The organism is Amycolatopsis sp. NPDC004747 (assembly GCF_053601335.1).
On the sequence record NZ_JBSGBQ010000004.1, the window covers coordinates 1 to 12,890 of the forward strand.

16 protein-coding genes are annotated in these 12,890 nt (G+C 70.0%); 10 read left to right on the forward strand and 6 right to left on the reverse strand.

The features are described from left to right. Positions 1-33: 33 nt before the first annotated feature. Positions 34-141: a M15 family metallopeptidase gene (locus tag ACWEGE_RS07010; protein ID WP_449659860.1), complete on the forward strand. Its 108-nt coding sequence runs from the start codon at positions 34-36 to the stop codon at positions 139-141. Positions 142-156: 15 nt separating this feature from the next. Here the strand turns inward: ACWEGE_RS07010 and ACWEGE_RS07015 are convergent, their stop codons facing one another. After that, the gene (locus ACWEGE_RS07015; RefSeq protein ID WP_449659512.1) at positions 157-564 is read right to left on the reverse strand and encodes a PPOX class F420-dependent oxidoreductase; all 408 of its coding nucleotides are present in this window, start codon (positions 562-564) and stop codon (positions 157-159) included. Between the two features lie 86 nt (positions 565-650). On the opposite strand from ACWEGE_RS07015, the gene ACWEGE_RS07020 reads away from it, so the two are divergent. The 4 genes from ACWEGE_RS07020 to ACWEGE_RS07035 all read left to right on the forward strand — a co-directional run bounded on the left by ACWEGE_RS07020 (position 651) and on the right by ACWEGE_RS07035 (position 4,296). Then, positions 651-1,322, forward strand: coding sequence for a TetR/AcrR family transcriptional regulator (locus ACWEGE_RS07020; RefSeq protein ID WP_449659513.1), 672 nt, complete (start codon positions 651-653; stop codon positions 1,320-1,322). 182 nt (positions 1,323-1,504) lie between these two features. Next, positions 1,505-2,566: a substrate-binding domain-containing protein gene (locus ACWEGE_RS07025; protein WP_449659514.1), complete on the forward strand. Its 1,062-nt coding sequence runs from the start codon at positions 1,505-1,507 to the stop codon at positions 2,564-2,566. Positions 2,567-2,572: 6 nt separating this feature from the next. Further along, positions 2,573-3,547, forward strand: a complete 975-nt coding sequence (locus tag ACWEGE_RS07030; RefSeq protein WP_449659515.1) for an ABC transporter permease — start codon at positions 2,573-2,575, stop codon at positions 3,545-3,547. Next, positions 3,544-4,296, forward strand: a complete 753-nt coding sequence (locus ACWEGE_RS07035) for an ATP-binding cassette domain-containing protein (RefSeq protein WP_449659516.1) — start codon at positions 3,544-3,546, stop codon at positions 4,294-4,296. The genes ACWEGE_RS07030 and ACWEGE_RS07035 overlap by 4 nt, the downstream gene beginning before the upstream one ends. A 7-nt stretch (positions 4,297-4,303) precedes the next feature. Here the strand turns inward: ACWEGE_RS07035 and ACWEGE_RS07040 are convergent, their stop codons facing one another. Further along, positions 4,304-4,648: an ABC transporter permease gene (locus ACWEGE_RS07040; RefSeq protein WP_449659861.1), complete on the reverse strand. Its 345-nt coding sequence runs from the start codon at positions 4,646-4,648 to the stop codon at positions 4,304-4,306. Further along, positions 4,645-5,490 (reverse strand): ATP-binding cassette domain-containing protein, encoded by an 846-nt coding sequence (locus ACWEGE_RS07045; RefSeq protein WP_449659517.1) that lies wholly within the window; start codon positions 5,488-5,490, stop codon positions 4,645-4,647. Before ACWEGE_RS07045 ends, ACWEGE_RS07040 begins: the two co-directional genes overlap by 4 nt. 91 nt (positions 5,491-5,581) lie before the next feature. Here ACWEGE_RS07045 and ACWEGE_RS07050 point away from each other — a divergent pair, with 91 nt between their 5' ends. From ACWEGE_RS07050 to ACWEGE_RS07065, 4 genes are all read left to right on the forward strand, one after another. Continuing rightward, positions 5,582-5,908, forward strand: a complete 327-nt coding sequence (locus ACWEGE_RS07050) for a PadR family transcriptional regulator (RefSeq protein ID WP_449659518.1) — start codon at positions 5,582-5,584, stop codon at positions 5,906-5,908. Continuing rightward, a complete protein-coding gene (locus ACWEGE_RS07055) occupies positions 5,905-6,261 on the forward strand; it encodes a DUF1048 domain-containing protein (RefSeq protein WP_449659519.1) in 357 nt (118 codons plus the stop codon). The genes ACWEGE_RS07050 and ACWEGE_RS07055 overlap by 4 nt, the downstream gene beginning before the upstream one ends. Position 6,262: 1 nt before the next feature. Beyond that, positions 6,263-6,580: a DUF1048 domain-containing protein gene (locus ACWEGE_RS07060; RefSeq protein WP_449659520.1), complete on the forward strand. Its 318-nt coding sequence runs from the start codon at positions 6,263-6,265 to the stop codon at positions 6,578-6,580. 234 nt (positions 6,581-6,814) lie between these two features. Further along, positions 6,815-8,134 (forward strand): hypothetical protein, encoded by a 1,320-nt coding sequence (locus ACWEGE_RS07065; protein WP_449659521.1) that lies wholly within the window; start codon positions 6,815-6,817, stop codon positions 8,132-8,134. Between the two features lie 15 nt (positions 8,135-8,149). Here the strand turns inward: ACWEGE_RS07065 and ACWEGE_RS07070 are convergent, their stop codons facing one another. Then, on the reverse strand, positions 8,150-8,605 hold the full coding sequence (locus tag ACWEGE_RS07070; RefSeq protein ID WP_449659522.1) for a MarR family winged helix-turn-helix transcriptional regulator: 456 nt from the start codon (positions 8,603-8,605) through the stop codon (positions 8,150-8,152). 162 nt (positions 8,606-8,767) lie between these two features. Between ACWEGE_RS07070 and ACWEGE_RS07075 the strand changes: the two genes are divergently transcribed. Then, positions 8,768-10,096, forward strand: coding sequence for a pyridoxal phosphate-dependent decarboxylase family protein (locus ACWEGE_RS07075; RefSeq protein ID WP_449659862.1), 1,329 nt, complete (start codon positions 8,768-8,770; stop codon positions 10,094-10,096). A gap of 44 nt (positions 10,097-10,140) precedes the next feature. On the opposite strand, the gene ACWEGE_RS07080 is transcribed toward ACWEGE_RS07075, so the two are convergent. Both ACWEGE_RS07080 and ACWEGE_RS07085 read right to left on the reverse strand, forming a co-directional pair. After that, entirely contained in the window at positions 10,141-11,580 is a 1,440-nt protein-coding gene (locus ACWEGE_RS07080; protein ID WP_449659523.1) for a DUF1996 domain-containing protein, read from the reverse strand. Positions 11,581-11,878: 298 nt separating this feature from the next. Beyond that, complete coding sequence (locus ACWEGE_RS07085) at positions 11,879-12,766, reverse strand: fumarylacetoacetate hydrolase family protein (protein WP_449659524.1); 888 nt, start codon at positions 12,764-12,766, stop codon at positions 11,879-11,881. Between the last annotated feature and the right edge of the window lie 124 nt (positions 12,767-12,890).

Sequence of the window (12,890 nt, forward strand, 5' to 3'; positions counted from 1 at the left end):
CCCTACGTCGACCGGACGCAGAGCGTGCCGGGCATGATCCACGCGGGCGACGGCACCGAGCGGGCGTTCACCACCCGCGGCTGGACCTGGGGCGGCTCCTGGGACACCCCGATCGACTACCAGCACTTCGAGAAGCCCTGACCGCCGAGGCCGGGGTCAGACGTTTCGGCTGTGCGGGACCTGTTCGGTGTAGTCGACGTCCCAGTCCTCGACGCCGATGGCGATGATGCGTTCGGGGTGCACGCGGATCATCGCGTTGTCGTGGTGCCCGGGGGTCTCGACGTCGGTGAGCGCCTCGGCGCGGCCGCGGATCTCCAGCGAGCGGACGCGCCACGGGTCCGTGCTGGGCACGTCGTCGATCACCAGCGCGATGCGGCCGTTGTCGGCCACGTTGCGGAACCGCCTGGTCCGGCGCAGGTGGAGCCCCATCAGGTCGATCGTGGCGGTGCCCGGGTTGTAGGTGAAGCCGACCGGGCTGACCTGCAGGGTGCCGTCCGGCTGGGCGGTGGCCACGCGGCACAGGGGCTGGTCGCGGAGGTACTGGACTTCTTTTTCGGTGAACACGGGCAGACCCTTCTGCGAGTTGACTTACCAACGTTATATTAACTTATCGTTGGTAAGTCAACTGCCGAACGGTAAGGTGAGCGCCCATGACCGACGACGTCCTGTGGCTTCGCGACGCCGCACCGCGGCCACCCCGGCGGAACACGCCGCTGACGCTGTCGCGGATCGTCACCGCGGCCGTCGCCGAACTCGACTCGGCGGGGGTGGACCGGCTGACCATGCGCCGGCTCGCCGAGCGGCTCGAGGTGACCTCGACCGCGCTCTACTGGCACGTGGCGACGAAGGAGGACCTCCTCGACCTCGCACTCGACCACGTCGTGGGCGAGGTGCCGCTGCCCCCGGCCGGCCTGGCACCCCGCGCCGGGCTGCGGGAGCTGCTCACCGGCTGGCGCGCCGCGTTGCTCGCGCACCCGTGGTCGCCGGGGCTGCTCGGCCGGCCCCTGCTGGGGCCGCACGTGCTGGCGCGGACCGAGTTCATCCAGGCGAACCTCGTGCGGGCCGGGCTGGCGGGCAAGGAGCTCGCGGCGGCGAGGCGCACGCTCGCCGCGTTCGTCCTGGGCGCGGCGATGGCGGACGCGACCTGGCGGCGGCTGGACGAGCCGGCCGCCATCGCCAAGGTGCGCGCGCACATCCTGGAATCGGCGGAGCGCTACCCCGCCCTCGCCACCTCGGGGTTCGTCGACGCCGGCTGGCCGGACGACGAACTGTTCGGCTTCGGCCTCGACCGGGTGCTCGACCGGCTCCTCGACACGCACTGAGCCGGGGCCCCGCCTCGGCCGAAGTGCGCGGCGAGTGCGCCGCCACGCACTTCCCGGTGGAATCTTCGCCGCCACCGCAACAGAACGCGCCGCAGCGGCATCTTCAAGGTGTGCAGTCCGTCCGCCGGAGGAAGGAACGCAGACCGATGATGCCCGAACCAGGCGCCAGTTCACGGAGAGCGGTGTTGAGGTACTTCGGCGCGAGCGGTGGCGTGCTGGCCGCGGGTGCCGCGCTGGCCGCGTGCACCGGCGTCCAGCAGGCCCAGAACGGCGGACGGTCCGGGCCGTTCCCGGCCACGCCGGGGTGGCGGTTCGTGTTCGTCAACCACGTCACCACCAACTCCTTCTTCGTCCCGACGCGGTCCGGGCTCGCCGACGCGGCGGCGTTGCTCGGGGTGCCCGAGCCGCAGTGGACCGGTTCGGAGAACGGCAACGTCGCCCAGATGGCGAGTGCCATGGAGACCGCGGTCAACGGCAAGGCCGACGGGATCGCCGTCGCGCTGACCGACGACCACGCCTTCGTCGAGCTCACCAAGCGAGCGCTCGGCCAGGGCATCCCGGTGATCGCCTACAACGCCGGCGCGGCGGGCAACTACCCGCTCGCCTACGTCGGGCAGGACCTGTACCTGTCCGGGTTCCGGATGGGACAGCGCATCGCGGAGAAGATCACCTCCGGGGACATCCTGGTGGGCATCTCCCAGCCGGGCGGCAACAACGTGCAGCCACGGCTCGACGGCATCACCGAAGCGCTGAAGCAGGCCGCGCCCGGCGTACGCGTCCAGTCGGTGAACACCGGGGCCGAGCAGGCGGGCGAGCTGAACGCGATGACCGCCGCCTACACCGGCAACACCGGGGTGAAGGGGATCTACGCGGTCGACGCCGGCAGCACCGCCGCCTGCGCGAAGCTGATCACCGACCGCGGCCTGGCCGGCAAGGTCGGCGGCGGCGGGTTCGACCTGCTCGACGACACGGTCGCCGGGGTGAAGAGCGGCGCGCTCGACTTCACCATCGACCAGTCCCCGTACCTGCAGGGGTTCCTCTCCGTGCTCTACCTCTACCTGTTCCGGCTGTCCGGCACGCTCGTCGCCCCGCCGGCCACCGACACCGGCCTCACGTTCGTCACCAAGGAGAACGTCGGCCCGTACGCCACGGCGCACAGCCGGTTCGAGGGCGGCGACAACAAGGAGGTCGTCGGGATGCCGGGCGCGATCCCGCTGCCGCCGGCGTCGGTGCCGAGCAGGTAGCGGGGGATGCCGGTGAGACCGCTGCTGCTCGGCGTGATGCGGGTCAAGGAACTCAGCATCCTGCTGGTCACGATCGCCGCCGCAACCTACTTCACGGTGACCAGCGGCGCGTTCAACTCCCTCGACAACTACCAGACGATCGCCCAGTACGTGGCGCCGTGGGCGATCATCGCCGCGGGGCAGGTGATGCTGCTGATCTGCGGCGAAATCGACCTCTCGGCCGGGTTCGTGTTCACCCTCGCCCCGTTCGTGCTGATGCTGTTCTTCGTCAACGGCTGGCCGCTGTGGCTCGCGCTGCTCGGCGCGCTCGTGGTGAGCACCCTGGTCGGGGTGGTCAACGGGCTGATCCGGACCCTGCTGAACATCCCGTCGTTCATCACCACCCTGGGCACGGCGTTCCTGTTGCAGGGCCTGGTGCTGATCATCTCCAACGCCCGCCCGGTCGGGGCGCCGAAGGACAGCTGGGTGGTCGCCGCCTTCGGGGGGACGCGCTGGACGGAGTTCCTGTGGGTGGTCGCGGTGGTGGCGCTCGTGCAGGTGGTGCTTTCGGCGACCCGGTTCGGCATCCACACCCAGGCCGCCGGCGGGAACCCGGTCGGCGCCGCGGAGTCCGGCATCCCGGTCAACCGGGTGAAGGTGGTCAACTTCGCGATCACCAGCACCCTGGCCGGGCTCGCGGGCATCCTGCAGGGCACCCGGGTCGGCTCGTACGACCCGACCAACGGCGGGTTCACCACGATGTTCTTCGCGGTCGCCTCGGCCGTGATCGGCGGCACGGCGCTGCTGGGCGGGTCCGGCACGGTCGTCGGTGCGTTCCTCGGTGCGCTGCTGCTGGGCATCGTGTTCGACGGGTTCAACCTGACCGGGGTCAGCGCGAACGCGTTCAACGTGGTCCTCGGCGCCGCCATCCTGGTCGCGATGGCGCTGAACGTGACGCTGATCGTGGCGCGCAAACGCGCCGGATCCCGGGGGCTCCCGTGACCGCCGACGTCATCCGGGTCGAGGGGGTCGGCAAGCGGTTCGGCCCGGTCACCGCGCTCGCCGACGTCAACCTGCACGTGCGGCGCGGCGAGGTGCTCGGGCTCATCGGGGACAACGGCGCCGGCAAGTCGACGCTGATCAAGATCCTCACCGGCTACCACCAGCCCGACGGCGGCCGCATCCTGTTCGAAGGCGAGCCGGTGACGCTCAGGTCGGTGGTGCACGCGCGGTCGCTGGGGATCGAGACGGTGTTCCAGGACCTGGCGATGGTGGACGACCTGCCCGTCTACCTGAACCTGCACCTCAACCGCGAGCTGACCCATCGCCCGCTGCCGTTCCTGCGGCGCCGCGAAATGAAGCGCCGGGCCCGGGAGGCGCTCGACTCGATCGGCATCGACATCCCCTCGGTGACCGCCGAAGTGGGCCTGCTCTCCGGCGGTCAGCGCCAGGCGATCGCGGTCGCGCGCTCGGTGTACTCGAAGGCGAAGCTGCTGCTGCTCGACGAGCCGCTCGCCGCGATGGGCGCCAAGGAAAGCGCGCTGATCCTGCGCTTGCTGCAGGAACTGAAACGCCGCGGCGACATCGCGATCATCCTCATCGCCCACAACTACGGGCAGGTGATCGACGTCTGCGACCGGGTGAACCTCCTGCAGCACGGCGAAATCACCTTCGACCGCCCGGCCGCGGAGACCTCGGTGGCCGAGCTCCTCGAACTGGTGAACGCGGAATACCGCCTCGGTGGACCGTGAGCGCGGCTCAGGAAATCTTGCGGCGGTAGGCCGCGGTGGCGAAGACCCAGGCGAGGACGAGGATGCCGGCGCACCAGGCGAGGGCGGTCCCGATGTCGTTGCCGGCCGGTTGTGCGGTGAAGAGGGCGCGGATGGTGTTGACGATGGAGGTCACCGGCTGGTGTTCGGCGAACCAGCGCACCGGGCCGGGCATCGTGGCGGTGGGGACGAAGGCCGAGCTGAGGAACGGCAGGAAGACGAGCGGGTAGGAGAACGCGCCGCCGCCTTCGGCGGTTTTCGCGGTGAGGCCGGCGATCAGCGCGATCCAGGTCAGGGCCAGGGTGAACAGGAGCAGGATGCCGGTGACGGTCAGATGACGTGGAAGCGCTCGAAGATCCCGCTCTTGAGATCGGTGAACAGCCGCAGCGCGGTGTAGGCGATGCCCGACGCGATCGTGATCAGCAGGATGCCGGGCAGCATGTAGTCGATGTAGGTTCCCGTGCCGGTGTCGATTGCGCCGCCGAAGACGTAGCCGAACATCAGCATCATGGCGATCGGCGTGATGATGGTGTCCAGGCTTCGGGTGATGTGGCGCAGGGACCGTCCCAAAAGGATGGTGGTGTCCGTCATCATCGGTGCTCGCTTTCGGTGCGGGCGCCGACGACGGCGAAGTAGACGTCTTCGAGGGTCGGCTGCTTCTCGACGTATTCGACTTGGGCGGGGGTCGAGGCCGGTGGTCGGCTCGTCGAGGAAGATCACCGACAGATCGCCGATGAGGCTCATGGCGATGTCCAGGCGGCGGCGCATGCCGCCGGAGTAGGTCGACACCTTCCGCGTGGCGGCGTCGGTCAGGGAGAAGCGGGCCAGCAGGTCGTCGGCGATCTTGCCGGGCTGCTTCAGGCGCCGGAGCCGGGCGATGAGGACGAGGTTCTCCCGGCCGCTGAGGATCTCGTCGACGGCGGCGAACTGCCCGGTGAGGCTGATCGCCGCCCGCACGTCGCCGGCCTGGGTGACGACGTCGAAGCCGGTGACCGCGGCGGTTCCCGCGTCCGGTTTGAGCAGCGTGGCCAGGATGCGCACGGCGGTGGTCTTGCCGGCGCCGTTCGAGCCGAGCAGGGCGAAGATGCTGCCCCGTTCCACGTCGAAGTCCACGCCGCGCAGGACGTGCAGCTGTTTGTACGACTTCTCGAGGCTGCGAACCCGGATCGCTGTCATGGCTTTCCCCCCTTGTCGGACTACTCAGTGGTGCTGAGTACTGGTATACAGTAGTACTGAGTAGTGACGCCAGTGCAGGCCCGGAGGAGCGATGGACGACCTGACGGAGATGTTGAAGGGCACCCTCGAGGGCTGCGTGCTGCAGATCATCGGCGGCGAGGAGACCTACGGCTACGCCATCACGCGCCGGTTGAACGACCTCGGCTTCGCCGACGTCGTCGACGGGACCGTGTACACGATTCTGCTGCGGTTGGAGAAGAACAAGCTGGTCCAGGTGACGAAACGGGCGTCCGAAAAGGGGCCGCCGCGCAAGTTCTACCGGCTCAACGACGCGGGGCGGGCGCAACTCGCCTTGTTCTGGGAGAAGTGGGAATACGTTTCGTCGCGCATCGGCAGGCTGAAGGAGGGTGGGGAATGAACTTCTGGGAGACCGTCACCGGCAGCGACATGACCCGGGAATTCCAGGTGTTCGAGTCCAGGGCCGCGGCATTGCCGGACGATTTCCGGGCGGCGTGGGAGCAGATCAAGGAAAACCTGTTCCCCTACGGAGATTTCTCGGGCCGCAACCTGATGCCGATCCTCGACGGCGCGCTGGGGCTGCTCGAAGAAACGGCCGCGGAGGGCCAGCGGGCCGGCGAAGTGCTGGGAGACGACATCGAGGGCTTCTGCGCGGCACTGGCCGGCGGTCAGGGAGCCGGCGACTTCCGCGCTCGCTGGCGGCGGCAGCTGAACCGGAACGTCGCGAAGAAACTGGGCCGGCTGGGAGGCTGACATGGGCATCCAGGACATCATCGAAGGCAAGAAGCAGTGGCGGGCGCACCTGGCTCGGGTGAAGGCACTGCCGCCGGACTACCAGATCGTCTACCAGGAGATGCAGAAGTACCTGTTCAAGATCGTGCCGGTCGACCTGGTCGAGGGAAACCTGTTGGCGGGGATCGTCGACTTCTTCGAGGAGGGTGCCGCGACGGGTAGGGGAGTCCTGGAGGTGGTCGGCGAGGACGTTGCCGCGTTTTGTGACGAGCTGGCCAAGGGGTCGCGCACCTACGCCGAGATCTACCAGGAGTCGATCAACGGGACGAAGAAGCGGTAGCCGGGGGCCGGTGATCTCCCGGCCGCGGCGTAACAGGTCTCGCCGGCTTCGCGACTACGAGCCGACAGAAGCGACGACTTCGTTCGCTCCCCGGGCAAGGATGGTGTCGCGGTGCTATCTGGCGTGGACGCTGACGAGCATCGGCAACGGATGTGGCACGGGATGTGCTACGTCGCTGCCGGGCTGGACGTGCTGAACGAGGCCACGAGCTCGATCCACGCGGCGATCCGGGGCATGGACGAGGCGGCCCAGGAGGACGCCCGGCGAGTGCGCACGGCGATCTACGACCTGGCGGACGAGGTGGCGCGCACCAACTTTCTGCTCGAGACCGTGGTGGAGAACCAACGCGCCATCCTCGAGGTGCTCCGGTCGCCCTTGGCGACGCAGGCTGCCGAGCTCCTGCGCCGGGCCGCTTGGGCGGCTGAACGGGGGCTGTGGCCGGAAGCCGTCGGCGATTACGACAAGGCGATCGAGCTCGACTGGACGCAGTCGGCCGCGCACTACGGCCGGGGGCTTGCGCTCCTGGCGCAGCACGGCCGCGACGACGCGGCACGCGGCCGGTGGATCGATGCCGTCGGCTCGCTGGAGAAGGCCGCGCGGTACGCCGAGCAATCCGAACCGTCGTTGGCCGTTTCGGCCATCCAGCTGGCAGTGATCTGGTACGACCGGCTCGGGGACGCCGCCGCGGGGGACAAGCAGCTGACGTGGGCGACCAAGCAGCTCACGCGATCGCCCGAGCTCGCCTTTTCGGCCGCGCTGCGGTTCCGCGCACCCGTCCTGCTCGAGCGGGCCCTGAAGCTCGATCCGCGGCTTGCCGCCGACCCGGTTTGGCAGTCGTTGCCGGTGGCCGAAGAAGTCGTGAAGAACCTGCACCTGCGGCAGATCGCGGTCCAGGACGCCGCGTCGGCGGCGTTGTCGGAAGCCAAGCCGTACGGGGTGGCGGCGGTGGCCGCGTCGCCGCCACCGAAGGACTGCGTGCGCGGATTCGCCGCGCTGGCAACCGTGAAGTCCGAGCTGGACGATGCGCGGGCGGTCGTCGCTCGTCCGACGACGGAAGAAGACAAGCTTGCCCACCGGTGCGGGGCGGGTGCGGCCCGGGCGAGTGTGGTCCGGTCCAGGATCACCGCGGCCGATCACAAGCGGATGCCGTGGTGGCGGGTGATCGTCGCCTGGCTCATGCTTCCGCTGCTCGCCCCGATGGTGGTCGGTGGCATCGTCGCCGGCGCGGTCGGTGGCCCGGCCGGGTTTGCGGCGGCGGACTCGTACCTGCTGCCCACCTTCGTCATCGCGCTCGTGGTGGCGATCGTCGTGGTCCCGATCATCGTCTTCCTCAAGCGGAGCACGGTATCGGGGTTCCACGGCGCTCGACACCGGGTCATCGAACGGGGTACGTCGAAGATCGAACGTCAACTCGCCGACCTCCGAGCGAGGCGCGAGAAGGTCCTCTGCGGCGTTGCCACCGCCACTGATCGAGTCAGCGCCTTGATCACGCGATCGGCCGATGCGTACGGATTGCCCGGAGACCCACCGGCCGCGAACGTCGGGCAACGGTAGCGCACGCCGAGGACCTTACGAGCCGCCCGGACGGTGGTCCTCGCCGGCGAAGCGCCGCTCCAGGTGGGCGAGCGTGTCGTTGCACCGCCTGATCGCCTCCGGGTCGATGCCGTCGAGCAGCTCCGCCAGCAGCCCCGACCAGGCGCCGCGGAGGACTGCCAGGTTGGTCTGAGCCAGCTTCGTGGGGTGCACCGTGACGCTCCGGCCGCGGCCGGAGCGGGTCAGCATGCCCTTGGCTTCCAGGCCGCGGAGGGCGGTGCTGACGTTCGTGCGCTGCAGCCCGGTGCGCTCCGCGATCCGGCTCGGCGCGCAGCCGGGGTGCAGGTCCGCGATGCGCATCACCTGGCGCTCGGTGGCCGTGAGCGGCACGACGTCCGGCTCGGCCGGGGTGCGCAGGCGGATCAGGCGCGCGACGTTGAGCACGAGGTCGGCCAGGTCGGCGTACGGATCCGCGGGCTGGGGGCGGGACACCCCTTTGACACTACCCGATGGTTATGTGAGCATAATTATGTATCGATAGTCTTCCGGGGAAGGCCGATGGATCGAATCGAGGGCGTCCTGCGGGCGGGGCCTGCCGGTTTCGCCGAACTCGCCGCGGTGCTCGGAGACGCCGTCCGCGACGTCGGCGCCTGGATGGCGGAGTACGGCGGCTACGACCCGCACCCCTCCCAGGACGTGCCGCTCGAGCGGTTCCGGGAGGCCGCCGCCGAACTGCACCGGCGCCTCCGGGACAACTACCCGTTCTTCCACCCCCGCTACGTCGGGCAGATGCTCAAGCCGCCACACCCGGCAGCCGTGGCCGGCTACCTGAGCGCGATGCTGATCAACCCGAACAACCACGCCCTCGACGGCGGTCCCGCCACCGCGGCCATGGAGAAGGAGGTGGTCGCGGACCTGGCGGCGATGTTCGGCCTTCCCCAGCACCTGGGGCACCTGACCAGCAGCGGGACGATCGCGAACCTGGAAGCCCTGTTCGTCGCCCGCGAGACGCACCCGGGCAAGGCGATCGCGCACAGCGCCGACGCCCACTACACCCACGGCCGGATGAGCCACCTGCTCGGCGTCGAGGCGGTCCCGGTGGCCGTCACCGAGGCCGGGACCCTCGACCTGACCGCGCTCGAGGACCTGCTCCGCACCGGCCGCGTCGGCACGGTGGTCGCGACGACCGGGACGACCGGCCTCGGTGCCGTCGACCCGGTCGACGAGATCGTCGCCCTCGCCCGCCGGTACGGCGTCCGCGTGCACGTGGACGCGGCCTACGGCGGGTTCTTCCGGCTCATCGCCGACGACACCGCCGACGGGGTCGCCTCGGCGCCGTTCCGCGCGATCGCCGAGGCCGATTCGGTGGTCATCGACCCGCACAAGCACGGGCTGCAGCCCTACGGCTGCGGTGCCGTGCTCTTCCGCGACCCGTCGGTCGCCCGCCACTACCTGCACGACTCGCCGTACACGTACTTCACCTCCGACGAGCTGCACCTCGGTGAGATCTCCCTCGAGTGCTCCCGGGCCGGCGCCGCGGCCGCGGCGCTGTGGCTGACGTCGCAGGTCCTGCCCCTCACCCCGGACGGACTGGGCGCGGTGCTCCGGCCCGGCCGCCGCGCCGCCCTGACCTGGGCCGGCCTGCTCGCCGGCAGCGCCGAGCTGGCGGTGTTCCAGCCGCCGCAGCTCGACATCGTCAGCTACTTCCCGGTCCGCGCCACGCTTTCCGGGATCGACCGCGCCAGCGCCCACGTCTTCGAGGCGGGGATGCGCCGCGCTCCGGAGCAGGCGTTTTTCGTGGCGACGTACACCGTCTCCGCGGCCGACCTCGCCCGCCGGGGCCACACCGTGCACGCCGACGTCCCGCGCGGCCGCATCCTGCGCAGCGTGCTGATGAAGCCGGAGAGCGAGCCGCACATCCCCGGCCTGCACCGCGAAATCGCCCGGCTGAGCGGCGCCGCGGTGGACGTGCGGCCGGGGTAGCGGCGCCGGCGGCTCGGGGGAGGCCCATCGCCGCGCGCGAACCGTCACTGCGAACAGCGTTTGCCGGTGTTGATGCAGTTGACGACCTGGTTCATCAGGCGCTGGCCCATGACGTTGGCGAAGTCGTCGTGGTCCGAGCGCGGGTTGTGCTTCTCCTGGGCGAAGGCGTCCACTTTGTACTGTCCGTTCACCTGGACGTCCCGGGGGATGTCGTAGGTCAGCGTGATGCGCAGCTGCGGGACGTTCTGGAAGCCTTGCGGGCAGCGGCTCTGCCGGTCGGCGAACACGATGTGCGAGCGGTGGTTGGCGCTGTCGATGTTCTTGCCGTCCCAGCAGTTCGGGAAGGCGTGGATGCGCGTCACCTTGCTGCCTTCGGGGCAGATCGGGTACTTGTCGGTGAGCCGGTCCTCGAAGCCGCTGCACGTCCAGCTCGGCCGGGCGTTGGCCGGGCCGTTGGTGCTCTGCTTGGCGTCGCCGTAGAGGATGCGCAGGAACTGCGGCATGGCCACGACCTTGCGGGCGCCGCCGCTGGTGAAGGTCAGGTCGGCCCGCTCGACGCGCTGGATCTCGCCTTCGTTGTCGCCGATCTCGTTCTTGTCGTTGACGCCGGGCAGTTCGGCGGGTTTGCCGCCCGAGTTGCCGCCGCCGTTGTCGAGGCCGCCCTGGCCGTTCTTCTTCAGCACGCAGGCCGCCAGGCCGCCGAGGTCGGCCGGTTTCGCTCCGGTCCGGCCGACGGCGATGGCGATCCGGTCGAGGGTGGCTTTCCGCTTGTCGCCGAGGGGGTTCAGGACGGCGTTGCGGATGTCCTGCTCGGACTTCAGGTTGCCGCCGGAGATCCGGGCGTTGGCCTCCTCGACCTGGGTGTCGAGCAGGTCGAGGTTGCGCTCGACCTCGGCGGCCGCCTGGTCGGGGACGTCGGTGAGCTTGCTGGCGACGTCGGGGCAGTCGACCTGCGTCTTGGCCTTGTCCTGTTTCGCCTGCTCGCGATCGCGGGAGACGTCTTTGGCCGGCGGGTTCTCTTCGTCTTCCTCGGTGTCGATGCGGACGACCGGCCAGAAGTAGGTCGACTTGTCGCCGTTGCGGCAGGTGGTGCCGGCTTTGGCGAGGCTTTCGTTGGTGGAGTCGGCGTTGGTGGAGAGGTTGCCGACGTAGTCGTGCAGGTGCTCGGCGCCGTTGCGGACGCCGGGCTGGGCGATGAAGTTGTCGGGGTTGAAGTGCTGGTTCTCGTTGCGGCCGCAGTCCACCGTGAACGTGCCGCGGGCGCCTTGGCGCTGCAGCGCCTGGTCGACGTTCGTGCCCTTCGGGACCTTCGTGATGTCGACGAAGAAGGACTTGTCCACTTCGGACGCACCGGCGGTGCCGGAGCCGCCGGTGGTGGCGGCGACGACCAGGGCGCCGGCGGCCAGCGCCAGGCCGATGCCGAGGGTGGCGATCTTGGTGCGGCGGGTGATGCGGTGTCGGCCCGTGGCGGGGGTTCGGGGCATGGCGTTGTTCACCTCGTTCGGTTTTCCCGGGCGCGGCAAGGGAGACGCGGCCCGGGCAGCAGCCGGCGACACGTCCGGTCCGGACGTGCGGGACCCGGGAGCGGCCGGGAGTCCGGACTTCCGGCCGTTGGTCCTGACGTAGGCGAAAACGGGCAATTCAGACCATAGGTTCAAAACGCCGCGACTGCGTTACCGTTTCGTTATCTTGATCGCGCGACCAGACCGGTCGGACGCAGCTTCGTCTTCGGGGACACGGACGCCGCGGACTGCTCCGGCCCGCCCCTCGCCCGCGCGGTCGTCATGGGGTCGCAAATCGACGGGTGAGCCCGCGGTGCACCTCGTCCGCGCCCAGGACCACCGGGGAGCGCAGCGATCCGACCTGGTCGATCTCGATCTCGACGACGTCTCCCGGGTGCAGGCCCTGGTCGAGGCCCGGGACCACGGAGGTGCCGGTCGAGAGCACGGCGCCGTCGGGGAAGTCGTTGTCCCGCCACAGGTACTCGACCAGTTCGGCCGGCTTGCGGTTCAGCTGGGCGGTGTTCGCTTCGCCGGCGAACACCTCGGCGCCGTCGCGCAGGATGCGCATGCTCAGGGCGAGTGACAGCGGGTCGGGCACCTCCCACGCCGGGCGCACCCGGGCCGACACCGCGCATGAGCCGGTGTAGATCTTGGCCTGCGGGAGGTAGAGCGGGTTCTCGCCTTCGATGCTGCGGGAGCTGACGTCGTCGACCACCAGGTACCCGGCGACCTCCCCGGCCGCGGTCAGCAGCAGGCCGAGCTCCGGCTCCGGGACGTTGTTGGCGGAATCGGTGCGGACGGCGATCGGCTCGCCGTCGGTGACCACGCGCCAGGCGGGCGACTTGAAGAACAGCTCGGGCCGCTGCGCCCGGTACACCCGGGCGTAGACGTCCTGGTCGGCGCTCTCCTCGCGGCGGGCCTCCTCGGAGCGCAGGTAGGTGACCCCGGCGGCCCACACCTCCATCCGCTCGTCCAGCGGCGGCAGCAGGCGGGCCCCGGCCGCCGGCACGGGTTCCCCGGCGGCCTCGGCCAGTTCGCGGATCTCCGCGACGGGCCGGCGCAGCAGGTCGCCCATCGACGTCACCGCGAGCGGCCGCAGCCGCTCTTCGGCGAGCAGGCCGACGCGGATGTCGCCGGCCTCGTCGGCGAATCGCACCAGATGGCTCATCCGGGACCTCCTCGTTCGGTGTCGAACTTACGGAGTGCGGAGTGCGGCGGTCAATGAACGCCCACGCGTCGAAGGCCCGTTCCCGCCGCGCGGGCGGGAACGGGCCTTCGACACTCCTCGACCG